17 protein-coding genes are annotated in these 16,851 nt (G+C 65.5%); 7 read left to right on the plus strand and 10 right to left on the minus strand.

Translation table 11 applies throughout. The features are described from left to right. Positions 1-21 precede the first annotated feature (21 nt). From ACTIEZ_RS09310 to ACTIEZ_RS09320, 3 genes are all read right to left on the minus strand, one after another. A complete protein-coding gene (locus ACTIEZ_RS09310; protein WP_439546397.1) occupies positions 22-807 on the minus strand; it encodes an Npun_F0296 family exosortase-dependent surface protein in 786 nt (261 codons plus the stop codon). Between the two features lie 164 nt (positions 808-971). After that, positions 972-1,490 (minus strand): RNA 2',3'-cyclic phosphodiesterase, encoded by a 519-nt coding sequence (gene thpR, locus ACTIEZ_RS09315; RefSeq protein WP_439546398.1) that lies wholly within the window; start codon positions 1,488-1,490, stop codon positions 972-974. After that, entirely contained in the window at positions 1,487-2,125 is a 639-nt protein-coding gene (locus ACTIEZ_RS09320; RefSeq protein WP_439546399.1) for an arylesterase, read from the minus strand. The genes thpR and ACTIEZ_RS09320 overlap by 4 nt, the downstream gene beginning before the upstream one ends. A gap of 64 nt (positions 2,126-2,189) precedes the next feature. Between ACTIEZ_RS09320 and ACTIEZ_RS09325 the strand changes: the two genes are divergently transcribed. From ACTIEZ_RS09325 to ACTIEZ_RS09345, 5 genes are all read left to right on the plus strand, one after another. Beyond that, entirely contained in the window at positions 2,190-2,903 is a 714-nt protein-coding gene (locus ACTIEZ_RS09325; RefSeq protein WP_439546400.1) for an ABC transporter ATP-binding protein, read from the plus strand. 13 nt (positions 2,904-2,916) lie between these two features. Continuing rightward, complete coding sequence (locus tag ACTIEZ_RS09330) at positions 2,917-3,618, plus strand: dienelactone hydrolase family protein (RefSeq protein WP_439546401.1); 702 nt, start codon at positions 2,917-2,919, stop codon at positions 3,616-3,618. Positions 3,619-3,638: 20 nt separating this feature from the next. Further along, complete coding sequence (locus tag ACTIEZ_RS09335) at positions 3,639-6,092, plus strand: ABC transporter permease (protein ID WP_439546402.1); 2,454 nt, start codon at positions 3,639-3,641, stop codon at positions 6,090-6,092. Positions 6,093-6,223: 131 nt separating this feature from the next. Continuing rightward, on the plus strand, positions 6,224-6,961 hold the full coding sequence (locus ACTIEZ_RS09340) for a Bax inhibitor-1/YccA family protein (protein ID WP_439546403.1): 738 nt from the start codon (positions 6,224-6,226) through the stop codon (positions 6,959-6,961). Positions 6,962-7,250: 289 nt separating this feature from the next. After that, the gene (locus ACTIEZ_RS09345) at positions 7,251-9,740 is read left to right on the plus strand and encodes a TonB-dependent receptor (protein ID WP_439546404.1); all 2,490 of its coding nucleotides are present in this window, start codon (positions 7,251-7,253) and stop codon (positions 9,738-9,740) included. Positions 9,741-9,759: 19 nt separating this feature from the next. Here ACTIEZ_RS09345 and ACTIEZ_RS09350 read toward each other — a convergent pair whose 3' ends face one another. The 7 genes from ACTIEZ_RS09350 to ACTIEZ_RS09380 are packed head-to-tail and all read right to left on the minus strand — an operon-like array spanning position 9,760 to position 15,658. Beyond that, a complete protein-coding gene (locus ACTIEZ_RS09350; protein ID WP_439546405.1) occupies positions 9,760-10,347 on the minus strand; it encodes a 2-hydroxychromene-2-carboxylate isomerase in 588 nt (195 codons plus the stop codon). A gap of 12 nt (positions 10,348-10,359) precedes the next feature. Next, complete coding sequence (locus tag ACTIEZ_RS09355) at positions 10,360-11,100, minus strand: SDR family NAD(P)-dependent oxidoreductase (RefSeq protein WP_439546406.1); 741 nt, start codon at positions 11,098-11,100, stop codon at positions 10,360-10,362. Then, positions 11,097-11,549 (minus strand): MarR family winged helix-turn-helix transcriptional regulator, encoded by a 453-nt coding sequence (locus tag ACTIEZ_RS09360; RefSeq protein ID WP_439546407.1) that lies wholly within the window; start codon positions 11,547-11,549, stop codon positions 11,097-11,099. The genes ACTIEZ_RS09355 and ACTIEZ_RS09360 overlap by 4 nt, the downstream gene beginning before the upstream one ends. A 51-nt stretch (positions 11,550-11,600) precedes the next feature. After that, positions 11,601-12,500, minus strand: coding sequence for a dienelactone hydrolase family protein (locus tag ACTIEZ_RS09365; protein ID WP_439546408.1), 900 nt, complete (start codon positions 12,498-12,500; stop codon positions 11,601-11,603). Positions 12,501-12,558: 58 nt separating this feature from the next. Next, positions 12,559-14,130 (minus strand): NTP transferase domain-containing protein, encoded by a 1,572-nt coding sequence (locus ACTIEZ_RS09370; RefSeq protein WP_439546409.1) that lies wholly within the window; start codon positions 14,128-14,130, stop codon positions 12,559-12,561. Continuing rightward, positions 14,127-15,080 carry an XdhC family protein gene (locus tag ACTIEZ_RS09375; protein WP_439546410.1) on the minus strand — a complete coding sequence of 318 codons (954 nt, stop codon included), beginning with the start codon at positions 15,078-15,080 and terminating at the stop codon, positions 14,127-14,129. Before ACTIEZ_RS09375 ends, ACTIEZ_RS09370 begins: the two co-directional genes overlap by 4 nt. Next, positions 15,065-15,658 carry a CoxG family protein gene (locus ACTIEZ_RS09380; RefSeq protein ID WP_439546411.1) on the minus strand — a complete coding sequence of 198 codons (594 nt, stop codon included), beginning with the start codon at positions 15,656-15,658 and terminating at the stop codon, positions 15,065-15,067. Before ACTIEZ_RS09380 ends, ACTIEZ_RS09375 begins: the two co-directional genes overlap by 16 nt. A 161-nt stretch (positions 15,659-15,819) precedes the next feature. Here ACTIEZ_RS09380 and ACTIEZ_RS09385 point away from each other — a divergent pair, with 161 nt between their 5' ends. Next, entirely contained in the window at positions 15,820-16,404 is a 585-nt protein-coding gene (locus ACTIEZ_RS09385; protein WP_439546412.1) for a cold-shock protein, read from the plus strand. Beyond that, positions 16,401-16,841: a DUF192 domain-containing protein gene (locus ACTIEZ_RS09390; protein ID WP_439546413.1), complete on the plus strand. Its 441-nt coding sequence runs from the start codon at positions 16,401-16,403 to the stop codon at positions 16,839-16,841. Before ACTIEZ_RS09385 ends, ACTIEZ_RS09390 begins: the two co-directional genes overlap by 4 nt. The last annotated feature ends 10 nt before the right edge of the window (positions 16,842-16,851 follow it).

Raw genomic sequence — 16,851 nt, forward strand, 5'->3', positions numbered from 1 at the left:
CATGTGTGCGGATGCGCAAGCTCAGGTGGTGACCACCATCGGTCGCCGGCGCATGCCAGCGCCGACCAGGCCAAAGCCCAGCACCAGCAGCGCCCACGTTGCCGGTTCCGGCACGGCATTGAAGGCGCCGTCAACGGGCACAATGGTGCCGGAAAGGCGGTTCCACTGGCCGACCGTGTGGTTGTCGCTTTCATAGCCGCCGCCCTTGGTCTGGGTGAACACCACACGGTCAAAGCGGGTGCCGCCGCGGGCGTAGAAGTTCAGGAAGCTGTAGGGTTCTGCGCAATTCCTGTTGGCAAAGGCTGGATTGGGATTGCAGCGATAACTGGCGGCGCCCGGCAGGCCGGCAATGAAATCACGCGCATCGTTGGCGCTGAACGTGAACAGCAGGTCGTTTGCCTGATAGAATTGCACCTGATTGCCGGCATCGAGCGCCGACAGCCAGAAACCGAAATAGGTCACGCCGCCCGCCAGCGATGTGGAAAGATCGATGCTGTAGCCGGCGTTGGAGAATGTCACGGCGTAACGTCCGCCGCCGCCGGCGCCGCCATATTGGTCAGCCCCCATCACCTGGACACCCGAATAACGTCCGGTGAACGATGAACCGCCAAAATCGCTGATGAAGTCGAGAGACGTTCCGATACCAATGGAATCGAATGTTTCGACTCCGACAGCAGTGAAGCCCGCCGAACTATTCTGCGCCCCGGGTGCTTCTGATTCCAATGTCACCGTGAACGGGATCACGGCTTGGGCGCTGCTGGCCGCCATCAGGCTGGCCGCAAAGGCGATTGCCGAAAATTTCATCATGACGTGCTGAACTCGCTCGTTGTTCATAAGAGTTAATCGAGCGTTTCCGCCCGCGTGAAGCGGCGCAGTTACTGAGCGTTCGGTCCGCCGGCAAGGCGCAGCAGCGCCGATTACACCGATGAGTTTGCGCTATACTTTCGGGTAGTCGCGCCTTGCACGGCGGCTCATGGCCAGCGGGCGAGCACCATGTAATCGCTGCCGTCGCGGCCCAACTGGCTTTCCCACAGGGCAAATCCGGTCACCGGCCACTGCAAGCGCGATATTGGCGCCTGCGGCCAGCCACCTCCACCCAACATGGCCCTGCCGCGCGCCACGGTAATATGCGGCACGAAGGCGCGTGGTTCGGGCGGAATGGCAACACTGGCCAGCGCGGAATTCACTGCCTTGGCAAGTGCAGCCACCGGTTCTGCCGGGCGCACGCCAACCCACAAGCTGTCGATCCGCCCGCGATGCTCGAACAGACCGGCGTCGCCCAGTTCGGCCATGAACGGCCGCACATTCACTCGGCCCAGTGCCGCGGCCACATCCTGCGCGGTGTGGCGATCAACCTCGCCGATATAGCGCAGCGTCAGATGCAGTTGATCCTCGCGCTGCCAGCGCGCGCCGGCGACGCCGCCTATGCTGGCCAGCAGCGCCGCTTTCACCGCGGCCGGCAATTCCAGCGCGACGAAAAGCCTGATCATTTGATCGCGTCGAGCTCCCGCTCAACGCTTGGCAGGATGCGCTTGACCATCACGCTTACCCCCTTGGGATTGGGGTGCATGCCATCGGCCAGCACCAGCGTCGGTTGCGCCGCGACTCCGTCGAGGAAGAAGGGATAGAGCGTGACACCATTGGCCTTGGCCACCGCCGGATACAGCCCTTCGAAGTCGCGAACATAGGTCGCACCCAGATTGGGGCTGGCGCGCATGCCGGCCAGCATCACCCGCACGCCCTTGGCCTTGAAGGCCTTCACCATGGCATCGATATTGGCCTTGGCAGTGGCCGGCGATTGCCCGCGCAGCATGTCGTTGGCACCCAATTCCAGGATCACCAGATCCGGCTTGGTCTTCATGCCGGCCAGCACCCAGTTCAGCCGCGCCCGCCCTTGCGTGGTGGTGTCACCCGACACGCCGGCACCCACCACCGTCACGGCGCGGCCGCCAAGTCTGCGACTTTCCTTCAGCGCCTTTTCCAGTTGCGGCGCAAAGCCTTCACCGGGGCGCAACTGATATCCGGCCATCAGCGAATCGCCGAAGGCCAGCACAGTCATCGGGCGCTGCGGTGCTGCTGCAACAACTGCCTGCGACATGAACAGCGCGCCCATCATCAGCATCATCTGGTAAAGCCCGCGGCGACGTCCTACCTGCAATTCACTATCCTCTGTTTTTCTGCGGGACCTGATGCCCAACCCTGCTTCACCAGCCACTATTGTCATTGACGCTCGCGATGTCACCCTTCGGCTTGGCCAAGGTGATGCCGCCGTCGATGTGCTGCGCGGCCTAACGCTGGCCGTGCCGCAGGGGCAACGCATTGCCATTCTTGGTCCGTCCGGCTCCGGCAAATCCTCCGCGATGGCGGTGTTGTCGGGCATGGAGCAGGCCACGTCTGGCCGGGTCCTTATCGCAGGTGCCGATTTCACTGCCATGAACGAAGATGCGCTGGCCCGCGCCCGCCGTGGCCGCATCGGCATCGTGTTGCAGGCGTTTCATCTGATCCCGACGATGACGGCGCTGGAAAATGTCGCGGTCCCGCTGGAACTTGCCGGCGAAGGCGATGCTCAAACCCGCGCCAGGGCAGAGCTGGAATCGGTTGGCCTCGGCCATCGTCTTACGCACTATCCCACGCAATTGTCCGGCGGCGAACAGCAGCGCGTCGCCATCGCCCGCGCGCTGGTCGGCCGCCCGGCGCTGATTTTCGCTGACGAACCGACCGGCAATCTCGATGCGGCCACCGGCGAAACCATTGTCGATCTGCTTTATGGCCGTCTTGCCGAAACTGGTGCCACGCTGGTGCTGATCACCCATGATGCCGATCTGGCGGCGCGCTGCGATCGCATCATCACCATGCGTGATGGCCGCATAGTTGACGATACCATGGCCCTGGCGGCCGCTTGAGGAGGCAACACACGTGACGTTGTTCAGCTATTTCGACGATATCGATGAACTTGAAGGCTTTTTCGCGTTGCCGCAGGGCGAAGGCCCGCATCCGTGTGTGTTGATCGCCCATAATTGGGCCGGCCAATCCGAAGCCGACAATGGCGTGGCGCGCAAACTGGCGGCCATGGGCTATGCCGGCTTTGCCATCGATGTCTACGGCAAGGGCACGCGCGGCGATCCGATGGCCGACAATGGCCATTTGATGGGCCCGTGGATGGCCGATCGCGCCGGCCTGCAACGCCGCCTGCTGGCCGCCGTCGATGCCGCTGTCGCCAATCCGGCGATTGATTCGAACCGTATCGCCATCATCGGCTATTGCTTCGGCGGCCTGTGCGCGCTGGATGTCGCGCGTTCCGGCGATGCCCGCATCAAGGGCGCCGTCAGCTTCCACGGTGTCTATGCCCCCACCGGTCTGCCCACGCAGCCGATCACCGCCAAGGTGCTGGTGCTGCACGGCTGGGATGATCCGATGACCCCGCCCGATGCCACCGTCGCCCTGGGCCATGAACTGAATGCCGCCGGCGCCGATTGGCAGATTCATGCCTATGGCCACACGATGCACGCATTCACCGCGCCGCAGGCCGCCAATCCGGCCGGCGGCATCCAGTATAGCGCTGACGCCGATCGCCGGTCGTGGCAGGCGCTGACCAACTTTCTGGCCGAAACCCTCTGAGTCTCGCGTTCCGCCTGGCCTTGCGGGAATTGCGCGGCGGGCTGGCCGGCCTGCGCATCCTTGCCGTGTGCCTGGTGCTTGGCGTGGCGGCACTGGCCGGGGTCGGCAGCCTGGCCAGCGCCATCAACGCCGGACTCTCCGAGCGCGGGCAATTGCTGCTCGGCGGCGATGTCGCGCTGCGCGTCTCGGGTGCCGTGCCCAATGATGCGCAGCGCAAGACCGCTGCCGATCTTGGCACGGTCGGCGAAATCACCAAGCTGCGCGGCATGGTCTCGCGCGCGGAGTCCGGCACGCAGGCCGTGCTCGCCGAAATCAAGGCGGTCGATGCCAACTGGCCGCTCTACGGCCGCACCATCCTGTCGGGCGGTGGCCGCGTTCGCCCCGGCTATGCCGCTGCCCAGCCGGCGCTGGCCGACAAACTGGGGCTGAAGCCCGGCGACAGGCTGATGCTCGGCCAGGCAAGCCTGATCTACGCCGGTACCTTGATCGAAGAGCCCGACCGAGCCGGCGATGGCTTCGGCTTCGGCCCTGGCCTCGTCGTTCACGGCGATGATCTGAAAATGGCCGGGCTGATCACCTTGGGCAGCCTCTATACCACCGAACTGCGTATCCGCCTCGATCCCGGCATCAGTCTGGAATATGCCAAGGCCAATCTGGAAACCGTGGCCGACGGCGCCCGCATCCGCGATCGCAGCAATGGCGCGCCCGGCACCCGCAACTTCGTCAACCAACTCGGCCAGTTCCTCACCCTGGTTGGCCTGACCGCGCTGGTCGTGGCCGGGGTTGGCGTTGCTGGCGGCGTATCGGCCTATCTGGCCGCGCGCACCCGCACCATCGCCACCTTGAAAACCCTGGGGGCCGACAGCGCCACAGTACGCGCCATCTATCTGTGGCAATTGTCGATCGTCGCGGTTGCCGCCGTTTTCGTCGGCCTCGCCATCGGTGCCGCCACGCCCGCCGTCGTCGCGCGCCTCGCCGCTGCCACCCTGCCGGTCCCGCCGGCCACCGGCCTGCAATGGGCGGCGCTGGCGCAAGCCGCCTTCTATGGTCTTGCAATCGCACTTGCCTTTGCGCTGTGGCCGCTGGCGCAGGGCGCCCGCATGCCCGCCGCCCGGCTCTTGCGCAGCCTCACCGAAGCCCGCGTCCGCCCCGATGCTGGCACCATCGCCATCATCGCCGGCGCTGCCATTGCCGTGCTCGGCCTGCTGGTGTTCCTCGCCGAACAACGCATCTTCGTGATCGGCTTCCTGGCCGGCGCGCTTGGGCTGCTGCTGCTGCTCTGGTTGCTCGCCGGGGCCATCACCTGGGGCGCGGCGCGGCTGCCACGTCCGCGCGGCACGTTGGCGCGGCTGGCGCTGGCCAATCTGCATCGCCCCGGCGCACCGACCCGCAATCTGGTCGTCGCGCTCGGGCTGGGCCTCACCCTGTTCGCCACGCTCGCCACCATCGAAGGCAATCTCGCCGGCCAGATCAACCGCAGCATCCCCGATCGCGCCCCCAGCTTCTTCGTGCTCGATATCCCTAATGACGCGCGCGATGCCTTCCTGGCCAATATCGCCAAGGTCGCACCCGGCGCCACCATCGTCACCGTGCCCAGCATGCGCGGGCCGATCACCGCGGTGAACAATGTGCCGTCCGAGCGTATCGTCGCCCCCGAAGCCTGGATCCTGCGCGGCGACCGCGGCCTGTCCTACGCCGCCGATTTCCCGCCGGCCAACACGCTAGTGCAGGGCAAATGGTGGCCCCGCGATTATGCTGGCCCGCCGCTCATCTCCATCGATGAAGACGCGGCGCAAGCGCTGGACCTGAAGATCGGCGACACGATGACCGTTTCGGTGCTCGGTGTCGAAGTCACCGCAAAAATCGCCAGCACCCGGAAAATCGACTGGCAATCGCTCGGCTTCAACTTCGCGATCCTGTTCTCACCCGGCACGCTCGAAGCTGCCCCTCATGGCTGGATGGCCACAGTTCAGGTCGATCCTGCCCAGGAGCCCGCTGTGTCACGCGCGGTCGCTGGCGAATTCCCCACCGCCTCGATCATCCGCGTCAAGGACGTCATCGGCCAGGTGCAGGCGCTGCTCGGGCAACTCTCCGCCGCGATCCGCGCCGCGGCCAGCGTTACGGTTGCGGCCGGCATCGCCGTGCTGGTCGGAGCGCTGGCCGCCGGCGCCCGTGCCCGCACCTATGATGCGGTGCTGCTGAAACTGCTCGGCGCCACGCGCGGCCAGGTCGCGGCGGCTACATTGGCCGAATATGGCCTGCTTGCCTTCATCGTCTCTGGCCTGGCACTGGTGCTGGGCAGCGCCGCGGGGTGGTTTGTCGTCACCCAGGTGTTCAGCCTGGATTGGACGCCGGATTGGGGCGGCGTGATCGTCACGGTGGCGGTCGGCGCGGTCGTCACCGTCGTGCTCGGCCTGCTCGGCAACTGGCAGGCGCTGTCGGCCCGGCCCGCGGCTGTGTTGCGGCAATTGTAACTGCGGCCCTGTGGCCAACCTGCGACAACTCTGATGACAGTCTCGTAACCTGCAGGCATTGAAAATCGGTGCAATATGCCCGATATTGTTTGGGTGGCCGGCCCGTTGCCGGCAATATGGAGGAAAGACCAATGGCCAATCCAATGGACCCACGGCTCGCAGCCATGCGGGCCCAGGCCAGTGCAGACGCCGGTTACGACGCCGGCCTGCGCAGCTACATGCTCAGCATCTACAACTATATGGCGTCGGGCGTCCTGCTCACCGGCATCGTTGCACTGCTGGTTTATTCGACGCCGGCGCTGTTCGCGGTGTTCTTCAATCCGGTTGGCGCCCCCACCATCCTGGGCTGGATCGCAATGCTGTCGCCGCTCGCCATCATCCTCGGCATGAACTTCGGTCTCAATCGCATGAGCGAATCGACGCTGAAGGGCCTGTTCTGGGGCTTCGCCGCGCTGATGGGCGTGTCGATGAGCGTGATCTTCGCCCGCTACACCGGCGCGTCAATCGCGCAGACCTTCTTCGTGACCGCGGCTTCGTTCGCGGGCCTCAGCCTGTTCGGCTACACGACCAAGAAGGATCTGTCGGCGATGGGCCGCTTTTTGATGATGGGCCTGATCGGGATCATCGTCGCGATGATCGCCAACATCTTCATCCAGTCCAGCGGTTTGCAGCTTGCGGTGAATATCCTTGGCGTGCTGATTTTCGCTGGTCTGACCGCCTATGATACCCAGCGCCTGAAAGAACTGTATTTCCAGGTGGCCGGCACCGATTTCGCCGGCAAGTCGGCCGTGCTCGGTGCGCTGACGCTGTATCTGAACTTCATCAACCTGTTCCAGTTCCTGCTCAGCTTCATGGGCAATCGCGAGTAAGTTTCGCGATACTGGCACGATGATGGGCCCGGCAGGCAACTGCCGGGCCTTTTTTTGCCGCTTCTTACGGGGGAGAGGTCTGACCCGCATCGCGAGCCGTATGAGGGACGAGAGCAATCGAGGGGGCATGCCCCAAACAACTGTTGCAATTCGGCCACCAATTCCGGAATTCCCATCGAACATGATCGAGCCACAAAGTTAAAGCTTCCCTCGACCGCCCTGCCTGCGAACAATGAAAGAAAAATGCTTAAAAGCATTGCAACGAATGTTCTCGGGGGGATCATCAATCATGCGCACCATTACCACGCTCCGTTTTGCCATCTTGGCCGGCGCCAGTCTGCTGGAGACCGCCGCGACGGCGCAGCAGAGCGCGCAGAATGATGCGGACAATGACGACGCGATCATCATCGTCACCGCTTCCAAGCGCACCGCCACCCTGCAGGACACGCCGATTTCGGTGTCGGTGACGTCCGCCAAGGCGATCGAAGCCGCCAACGTTCGCGATCTGCTCGATCTGCAGACACTGGTGCCTTCTTTGCGGGTCAACCAGCTGCAATCGTCTGCCAACACCAATTTCATCATTCGCGGCTTTGGCAACGGCGCCAACAATCCGGGTATCGAACCGTCGGTGGGCGTGTTCATCGATGGTGTCTATCGCAGCCGCTCCGCCGCCCAGATCGGCGATCTGCCCAACATCGATCGTGTCGAAGTGCTGCGTGGGCCGCAATCGACGCTGTTCGGCAAGAATGCGTCGGCCGGCATCATTTCCATCGTCACCCAGGCGCCGCAGTTCGAATTCGGCGGCAATGCCGAAGTGTCCTATGGCAATTTCAACGCGCTGATCGTGCGCGGCAGCATCACCGGGCCGATTTCCGAAAGCGTCGCCTTCAGCCTCGCCGGCAATTACAACCGCCGCGACGGCTATGTCCGCGATGAAGCGCTTGGCATCGATTATAACGATCGCAATCGCTGGGGAATCCGCGGCTCCTTGCTGTTCAAGCCGAGCGATGATTTCAAAATCCGCTTGATCGCCGATTATGACAAGATCGACGAAGTCTGCTGCGCGGTCGTCAACATCGTCGACGGCCCGACCGGAAATGCCGTACGCGCCGTGGGTGGCCGCATCGAAAGCAACAGCCCGTTCGCGCTGCGCCAGTTCACCAACTTCGCGTCCGTGAACGACATCAAGAATTATGGCATTTCGCTGCAGTCCGATGCGCGGATCGGCAATTTTGACCTGACCACCATTTTGGCCTGGCGCGGCGTTGACAGCTTCACCGATCAGGATTCTGATTTCACCAGTGCCGATCTGATCGGTTCGAACTTCAACACCACCGGCATCGATACTTACACCGCCGAAATGCGGCTGGCCTCCAACTTCGACGGCCCGTTCAACTTCCTGGTCGGCGGGTTCTACTTCCACGAAGATATCCAGATCGATTCCGGCCTCACCTTCGGTCGCGATTTCCGCAACTATGCCGGCGCGCTGTCTGGCGGTGCCTATATCAATCTCGAACCCACGCTGCGCGCGCTGCTGCCGGGCACGCCGGCCGGCGCCTTCGGCTCGCAAGGCCAGGGCCGGTTCGAAGATTTCAGCTATCGCAACCGTGCCTTCTCGCTGTTCGGGCAGGCGGATTTCGAAGTCACCGACCGCCTGACCCTCACCGCCGGCGGCAATTACACCACCGATCGCAAGAATGTGGCCAGCAACAACACCACCACCGATGTCTTCTCCGGCCTTGATCTGGTGCTGGCCGGCGTCCGTGCCGGGGTGCCGGCGCAGGTCGCCGCCAATCCGCAGTTCAATCCCTTCCTTGGGCTGCGTGCCTTGCAGTTCCTGCCGCCGTTCCTCAACTTCCCCAATGCCGTGGAAGACGGCCGCACCCGCGACAATAATTTCAGCTACACGCTGCGTCTGGCCTATAAATTCAGCGAGGAAGTGAGCGCCTATGCCAGCTATGGCACTGGCTTCAAGGCATCCTCATTCAACCTGTCGACTGACAGCCGGCCGTTCGCGACACAGTTCATTCCCGGCTCGCCGGCGCAGGTGCCGGCGCCGGCTGCCTCGCCGATCCGCACGGCTGGCCTTGCCGTCACCAACCTCGGCACCGGCACGCGCTTTGCCGGCCCGGAAGACGCCGAAGTCTATGAGGTCGGCGTCAAGGGCAGCTTCACTGGCTTCCGCTTCAACCTCGCCGGCTTCTACCAGGTGCTGCGCGGCTTCCAGGGCAATGTGTTCAGCGGCACCGGTTTCGTGCTGGCCAACGCGCCGCAGGCATCGGTGCGGGGTATCGAACTTGATACGGTGTTCACGCCGGTCCGTGATTTCAGCATCACCGCCAACTTCACCTTCCTCGATGCGCGCAATGATGATTTCCCGGGTGGTTCCGCCCTGCTGAACGGCAGCTTCCAGGTGGTGCCCGTTGATCTGTCCGGCCAGCGTTTTGCCGGCACGCCGGAATTCGCGCTCTCGGTGGCAGCGGACTATACGGCGCGCTTCGGTGATGACATGCGCGCGCTGTTCCACGTCGATTTCTTCAGCGAAAGCCCGGTGCAGATCGCGCAAGGCACCGTGCCGCTGCGCCGTGAAGCCTATGCGCTGAATGCGTCCGCCACGCTGGCGTTCAAGCAGGGCTTCGAAGTGTCGGTGTGGGGCCGCAACCTGACCGACGCGACCTATCTGACCACCATCTTCCCCGGCGTGGCCCAGGCCGGCACCTTGTCCGGCTATCGCAACCAGCCGCGCACCTACGGCGTGCTGGCCCGCTATCGCTTCTGATCGGCGGGCGGCGGGCCGATCAGCCCGCCGCCGCCAGCTCCACCCAGTCTAGCCGATCCTGGCCGAAATGCATCTGGCCGGCGACAAAGCAGGTCGGTGCGCCGAACACGCCGCGCGCCACCGCAGCCTCGGTATTGCTCATCAGGCGGGCCTTGGCGTCGGGGCTTTGCGTCAATGCCAGCAGGGCAGGGGCATCATGACCACCCGCAGTCAGGGTGGCAGCCAGCACATCGGCATCGGCCAGATTCAGCCCCTGCTGCCACAGGCCGGCAAACAACGTGTCGACCACCGCGCCGAACTGGGCATCGCCCTCCAGCCCGGCCAGCATCCGCATCATCGCCAGCGTGTTGACCGGGAAAAACGGGTTCTTGCCCAGCGTCACCCCATCACGCGCCGCCCAGCGCGCCATGTCCTCGTTCATCCAGCGGCCCTTGGCAGCCACCGCGCCGGGCGGGGCACCGCCGGTGGCCTTGAACACGCCGCCCAGCAGGATCGGCACCGGGATCAACACGGCGCCGGTGCGCGCAACGATGCCCTGCAGCCGGTACCAAGCCAGATAGGCGGTGGGCGACCCCACATCGAACAGAAATTCAATCGCGTTTGGCATCGTAAGGCTCCTTCACCAGCGTTCGATCCAGGGTCTCAGGTCAAGCTCGTGCGTCCACGCATTGCGCGGCTGCTGGTGCAGGCGCACATATTCGGCGGCGATGGCGTGCGGATCGAGGATGCCGTCCTCGCTCCTGGTCGCATAGCGATCGGGGAAGTTGCTGCGGATGAAATCGGTGTCGATGGCGCCATCGATGATGCTGTGGACGACATGGATACCCTTGGGCCCCAGTTCGCGCGCCATTGCCTGCGCCAGGCTGCGCAGCGCGAACTTGCCGCCAGAAAAGCCGGCAAACCCCGCCGAGCCCCGCAAGCTGGCGGTGGCGCCGGTGAAGATGATCGTGCCTTGCCCACGCGGCACCATGCGCCGCGCCGCCTCCCGCGCGGTGATGAAGCCGGCGAGCGCGCACATCTCCCAGATCTTGGTGTAGCGCCGGACGGTCTCGTCCAGGATGCCCATCGGCGAATTGGCGCCGATGTTGAACACCAGTACGCGGACCGGCCCGATTTCGGCCTCCACCCGGTCGAACAGCGCGATCATTGCGGCCTCGTCCCGCGCATCGGCGCCAATCGCCACGCATTGGCCGCCATTGGCCAGGATGCGGTCACGCAGTGGCGCCAATTGGTCACCATTGCGCCGTACTGGAACAGCAATCAGGCCGTTTCGCGCAAACGCCTCGGCCACTGCACCACCCGTGGCATCGCCAGCCCCGATGACCACCGCGACGCCCGGACTATCTGCAATTGCAGTCATATCATGGTCTCCAGCCGCTCATGCGCTTCATCCAGCAGGAACCGCAGTGCTGCCAGTCGGCCACCGCCCAGTCGTTCAACCATGGCGTCCTGAGCCGCCTGCCAGCCAGCTTGCGCGGCGGCACGGCGCTGGTGGCCGGCGTCGGTCAGCCACACCAGCCGGCCGCGCTTGTCGGTGGGATCGACGCGGATCGCCACCAGCCCGTCGGCAGCCAACGGCCTAACCAGCCGCGAAACCGTGGAAGCATCCGCCGCCAGCAGCGCTGCCAACGCGCCAATGCCCAGCCCACGCCGCCGCGACAGGCAGGCGAGCAGCCCGAACTGGCCGACGGTCAGGCCGTGGCCCGCCAGCGCTTCGTCATAAATCTGGCTGACCCGCCGCGACAGCCGCCGCACCTTGGCCGCAGTGCACAAGTTCGCCGGTCCGGCTGCAGAATCGTTCGATGTCACACCATCAGCATAATCTGCAATTGCAGCTAATCAAGCCACCAGGGGCCCCGATCAGCGCTTCAACCAGGCCAATGTCCGGCCCCAGGCCAGTTCCGCCGCGGCCTGGTCATAACGGGCTGCGGCGGTGTCATTGTTGAACCCGTGATTGGCACCTTCATATGTGTGCGCTTCGAACTTGGTGCCGGCGGCTTGCAGCGCAGCTTGCCAGGCCGGCGCCATCGCATTCACCCGCTCGTCCAAGCCCGCATAATGCAGAAGCAATCTGGCCTTCACCCGCGATGCACCAGCCACATCCTGCGGCGCTGCGCCATAATAGGCGACCCCGGCCCGCAGCATCGGCCCGGCCTCCACCGCCAGTGCATTGACCATGCCGCCGCCCCAGCAAAATCCGACGGCTGCCGGCACGCCGACGCCGGGCGCAGCCTCGATCAGCCATTTCAGGGTCGCTACGCCATCAGCCACCGTCTGCGCGCGGTCCAGCTTGCCGATCATGGTGCGGGCGACATCTTCGGCACTGTTGGTCCCGTCGCCTTCGGTGGGCGTGCCGCCCAACGGCGTCAGAAAATCGGCGGCAAACACCATGAAGCCCGCCACCGCGAGCCGCCGCGCCAGATCGCGATTATGCTCGTTCAGCCCGCGATTTTCATGGACCAACAACACCCTGGCCGCCTTGCCGGGATCCTTGACCGATCGCGCCAGATAGCCGCGCATGGTCCGGCCTCCGCCCAGATCGGCAACGACTTCGCCTGCCGAAACGCGGCGGTCATCCGGTGCCACCAGCGGCGCCGCATCGGCACGCGCCGCGATCAGGCCCAGCATGCTGCCAGCCGCCGCCGCGCCGCCGGCCAGTCGCGCCATCTCTGCCATCAGCGTGCGCCGGTCAATCCCGTGTCCGTGGGTGAAGCGGTCATACAGGTCGATCATCGCCTGGGTGGGCTGCGAATGCGTCATCGGTGAATCCTTCCGGCAAAGCCGAAGAATAGGCCGAACCCGCAGCAGGGCAAGGCGATCAGGGTAATTCGGGCCGGGCGCGCAATGCAGCCAGGGCTGCCGGCGTGTCGATATCGTCCAGGCAGGCATCCGATGGGGCCGGCACGTGGCTGACGGCAAATTGCTCGATCACGGCCCGGCCTCCGACATCGCCGCTCAGCGTCAGCAGGCGCGGGAAGGCCGCGCGCGGCCAGCGCACTGGATGGCCGCGCCGCCCCTGCCACACTGGTACCACCACTTCGCCCGGTGCCACCGCCAACGCCTTGATCAGCGCCGGTTCGATGCGCGGCATGTCGGCCAGACACACCAGAACGGCGTCCCAATCGGCCGGCACCGCAGCGATGCCGGCGCCCAGGCTGCGGCCCATGCCGTCTTGCCAATCGGCTGCCTCCACAAAATGCGCCGCCCGCCCTGCCAGCGCCGCGCGAACGCCCGCGGCCGCATGACCCAACACCACCACCGGCGGCGGCAAGCCAGCGGCTGCAATCGCATTCACCACATGCGCCACCAGCGCCTTGCCTTGCCATGGTTCCAGCAGCTTGTGCGGCCCGCCCATGCGGCTGGCGCGGCCGGCCGCCAGCACGATTGCGCCCACCTTGCCTGGCCGGCGCGCGGCGGCACGCGGTTCCGGGCGTTCGGCGTCGGGCAGCAATCCGCCTTCGCCCATCGCCGCGATGTCGGCGCCGGTCACCGGCAGCCCGGCCAGCAGACGTTCCAGCACCAGATCAAGGCCATTGCGTTTGGGGCTGCGCGCACAGCCGGGCAGTCCGACCACGGGCCGACCATGCAATTGCCCCAGCACCAGCAGATTGCCGGGATCGACCGGCATGCCAAGCCGCGCCACCACGCCGCCCGCCGCCACGATGGCCGCCGGGATCACGTCGCCGCGATCGACACTGGCCGATGCGCCGGCCAGCAGCAGCACATCGGCGTCCACCGTCGCCAGCCGTTCGGCCAGCGCGGCAGCGTCATGCGGGCAGGGGGCCATCATGTTCAGGTCGCTGCCCAGTGCCGCGATGCGCGCTGCCGTCACTTGCTCCAGCTTTGCCAGAGCCTTGGCGCTGGTGCCGGGCAGGCTGGTCGCCAACAAGGCCACCCGGGCCGGGCGGAACGCCGCGACCGTCAAGGGCCGCGCCATGGCGATGGCTGCCGCCAGGACCGGCTCGGTCACGGCATAGCGAATGATCTTGATGGTGGCGACAATGGCGCCGGCGGCAACCCGCGCAAAGGGTGACAGAGTGGCCAGCGTGACCGCTTCATCGACGGCGTTGATTGCCGCCACCAGCCCCGCCGGCAGGCACAACAGCCCAGCCTGCGTCGCCGCCAGATTGACCCGGCCATGCACCGGCGGCAGCGCGACCAGGCCGGTGCCGGCCAGCGCCGCCGCCAGCCGCGTGGCAGCGGCATCCTCGCCAACATCATCGGGCGCCAGCTGTGCCACCACCACGTCGGTTACGCCGGCCGCCGCCAGCGCGGCCACATCGTCCGCCGTCAGTCGATGGCCCTTGGCCAGCCGCCGGCGCCCAAGTGCCTGGCTGTGCGCCAACAGCGTGCCTTGCGCGGCTGCCAGCGGCACCGGCCCGAATTTCATGGGGTCACAAGCGCCCCGCGCCAGGCGGCCACCAATTGCGCCGCGATCGACAGCGCAATTTCGGCCGGATTGGCCGCACCGATGTTCAACCCGGCCGGGCCATGGATACGCCCCAGGTCGTCTGCGCCAAAGCCTTGCGCCGCCAGCCGTTCCAGCCGCGCCGCATGGTTCTTGCGGCTGCCCAGCGCCGAAATATAGAAGGCGGGGCTGCGCAACGCCGCCGCCAGCGCCACATCGTCCACCTTGGGATCATGCGTCAACGCCACCAGCGCCGTCGCGGCATCCGGGCGCAGATCGGTCAGCGCCTCATCTGGCCAGCGCCGATCAAGCACCACCCCGGCAAAGCGATCATCGGCCGCAAACAGCCCGCGCGGATCGATTACCGTGGCCGCAATGCCCAGGCCCAGCGCCAGCGGGACCAGCGCCTGCGCGATGTGCACTGCGCCGATGATCATCAACCGGCGCGGCGGCGGATAGGCACGCACGAACGGCCCAGCCTCGCCAGCCACTGCCTGGCCGGTTGCCGGATCGCTGCTGATGCTGCGCGCCTCGCCCGCTGACGTCGCGGCCAGCACATCCGCCACCAGCGCCGCGCTCAGGCCATCGTCGGCCAGCCGCTGCACCAGGATCGAAATGCGGCCGCCACAGGCCAGCCCTGCGCGCCAAGCGACATCATCGGCAACGCCAAAGTCCAGAACGGCATGGCCGGCGCCCGCCGCGATCAGATCCTGCGCGGCCAGGATGACATCGGCCTCCACACAGCCGCCCGAAACGCTGCCTTCAAACAGGCCATCCATGCGCACTGCCAGATGGCTGCCCACCCGGCGCGGCGCCGATCCCCACGTGGTCATCACCGTGGCGATGGCGACCCCATGCCCGGCCTGTGCCCATTCCAGACCGGCGGCCAGCGTCGCCAGATCGTCGTCGCGGCCGCTCACAGATGATTCCATTGCCAGGCGAGGAACAGCATCACCAGCAGGATCAGCCCGCCGCCCCACAGCATCGGCGACAAGCCGGCCGGTTCGGACGGCGGCGGCACATTTGCATCTTCAGCCTCCACAATGGCCGTGTCGATCACCGGCCCTTCCACTTCCGTCTTCAGCTTGGCGAAGAAGCCTTCTGCATATTGCTTGGCCGTCCCCTCGATCAACCGCGCGCCCAGTTGCGCCAGCTTGCCGCCAACCTGTGCCTTCACCACATAATCGAGCTGCGTCACGGCCGGGCCCACCTCGGTCAGCACCACATCCGCGCTGCCCTTGGCAAAGCCCGCGACGCCGCCCTTGCCTTCGCCCACCAGCCGATAGCGTTCGGGCGCGACGATATCCTCCAGCCGCACCGTGCCGGCAAAGCGCGCCCGCACCGGACCGACTTTGGCATTCATCTCGCCATCAAAGGTCGGCACATCACCATCGCTGCGCACCAGCCGCTCCACGCCATCGATGCAGCGGGCCAGCACGTCAGGGTCGTTCAGCGCCGCCCAAAGCTTCGCGCGGGGTGCCGCAATCTCCACTGTTCCCGCCAGTTCCATGCGCGCCTCGTTTTCTGCTTGTTGGCTTGGCCGCCTTCGCTTGTCGGGCTCCAGTACGTCAAGTCAACCATGTTGCAAAAGCATGATTGCAAAATTGAAACATATCATTCATGCATGGGGGATGCGGGGGCTTGTCGGTTGCGTTGTTCGGGGGACAAGAAATGAAAACGGTGGAAACAGCCGCGGTCGCGCCGGCTGAGGACGAGATCGTCGTGCGTGGCACGATGAAGTGGTTCGATCCGGTCAGGGGCTATGGCTTCATGGTCCCGGTCACCGGCGAAGGCAGCGACATTCTGGTGCATTTCAGCCTGGTGCGTGAACTGGGGCGGCGCTCGCTGCCGGAAGGCGCCACACTCACGTGCGCCGTCGTGGCCCGGGAACGCGGGCGGCAGGCCAAACGCATCATCGACATCGATCTGTCCACCGCCATCGGCCCGGATCCCGAAACCGCGGCAGCCCGCGCCGCAGATCGTGTCGATCCGCGCGCCATGATTGCCGCGGCCGGTCCATTCGAACCGGTCACGGTCAAATGGTTCAATCGTTTGAAGGGCTATGGCTTTGTGATAAGGCCAGATGCGATGGACGATATCTTCATTCACATGGAAACGCTGCGCCGTGCCGGCCTGTCCGATGTCCAGCCCGGCCATCCGCTGCAGGTGCGGGTCGCGCCTGGCCACAAGGGCCCGCTGGCCGTGGTTGCGGTGCCGATGGGCGCGCCGATTCCTCCAGACGAAGGCGACGCGTGAAGCATTATATTCTGGCGGCGGCCCTGCTGCTGGCCTCGCCAGCTTTGGCGGCCACGCCCTGCCCCAACAGTGGGCTTCGTACGGCAAAAGTCGTGTTTGAAACCGCCAAGGGCCGGTTTCCTTACCAGGTGGAAGTGGCCGCCACGGTCGAACAGCAGGCCTGCGGCATGATGTTCCGCGAAACCATGAAGCCGGGCACCGGCATGTCGTTCCCGATGCAGCCACCGCGTGAAACCGGTTTCTGGATGGAAAACACCATATTGCCGCTGGATATCATCTTCGTGTCGCCGCAGGGGCGGGTGCTCAACGTCCGCCAGGGCCGGCCCTATTCGCGCGACGTTCTGACATCCGCAGGCATAACTGCCGATGTAATCGAATTGGCGGCTGGTGAAGCCAAACGCATCGGCCTGAAGGCTGGCGATCGCGTTCGGCGCTGATCGTCAGGCA

The sequence above is a fragment of the Sandarakinorhabdus sp. genome, assembly GCF_051860625.1.
In the GTDB taxonomy this organism is placed as follows: Bacteria; Pseudomonadota; Alphaproteobacteria; order Sphingomonadales; family Sphingomonadaceae; genus Sandarakinorhabdus.

What these genes read in the sequence shown, in the direction of transcription:
- ACTIEZ_RS09350 (WP_439546405.1), bottom strand. Translation starts at nt 10,347, where the DNA reads ATGCCAAACGCGATTGAATTTCTGTTCGATGTGGGGTCGCCCACCGCC.
- ACTIEZ_RS09365 (WP_439546408.1), bottom strand. Translation starts at nt 12,500, where the DNA reads ATGACGCATTCGCAGCCCACCCAGGCGATGATCGACCTGTATGACCGC.
- ACTIEZ_RS09370 (WP_439546409.1), bottom strand. Translation starts at nt 14,130, where the DNA reads ATGAAATTCGGGCCGGTGCCGCTGGCAGCCGCGCAAGGCACGCTGTTG.
- ACTIEZ_RS09340 (WP_439546403.1), top strand. Translation starts at nt 6,224, where the DNA reads ATGGCCAATCCAATGGACCCACGGCTCGCAGCCATGCGGGCCCAGGCC.
- ACTIEZ_RS09345 (WP_439546404.1), top strand. Translation starts at nt 7,251, where the DNA reads ATGCGCACCATTACCACGCTCCGTTTTGCCATCTTGGCCGGCGCCAGT.
- ACTIEZ_RS09325 (WP_439546400.1), top strand. Translation starts at nt 2,190, where the DNA reads ATGCCCAACCCTGCTTCACCAGCCACTATTGTCATTGACGCTCGCGAT.
- ACTIEZ_RS09380 (WP_439546411.1), bottom strand. Translation starts at nt 15,658, where the DNA reads ATGGAACTGGCGGGAACAGTGGAGATTGCGGCACCCCGCGCGAAGCTT.
- ACTIEZ_RS09375 (WP_439546410.1), bottom strand. Translation starts at nt 15,080, where the DNA reads ATGGAATCATCTGTGAGCGGCCGCGACGACGATCTGGCGACGCTGGCC.
- ACTIEZ_RS09310 (WP_439546397.1), bottom strand. Translation starts at nt 807, where the DNA reads ATGATGAAATTTTCGGCAATCGCCTTTGCGGCCAGCCTGATGGCGGCC.
- thpR (WP_439546398.1), bottom strand. Translation starts at nt 1,490, where the DNA reads ATGATCAGGCTTTTCGTCGCGCTGGAATTGCCGGCCGCGGTGAAAGCG.
- ACTIEZ_RS09320 (WP_439546399.1), bottom strand. Translation starts at nt 2,125, where the DNA reads ATGATGCTGATGATGGGCGCGCTGTTCATGTCGCAGGCAGTTGTTGCA.
- ACTIEZ_RS09385 (WP_439546412.1), top strand. Translation starts at nt 15,820, where the DNA reads ATGAAAACGGTGGAAACAGCCGCGGTCGCGCCGGCTGAGGACGAGATC.
- ACTIEZ_RS09355 (WP_439546406.1), bottom strand. Translation starts at nt 11,100, where the DNA reads ATGACTGCAATTGCAGATAGTCCGGGCGTCGCGGTGGTCATCGGGGCT.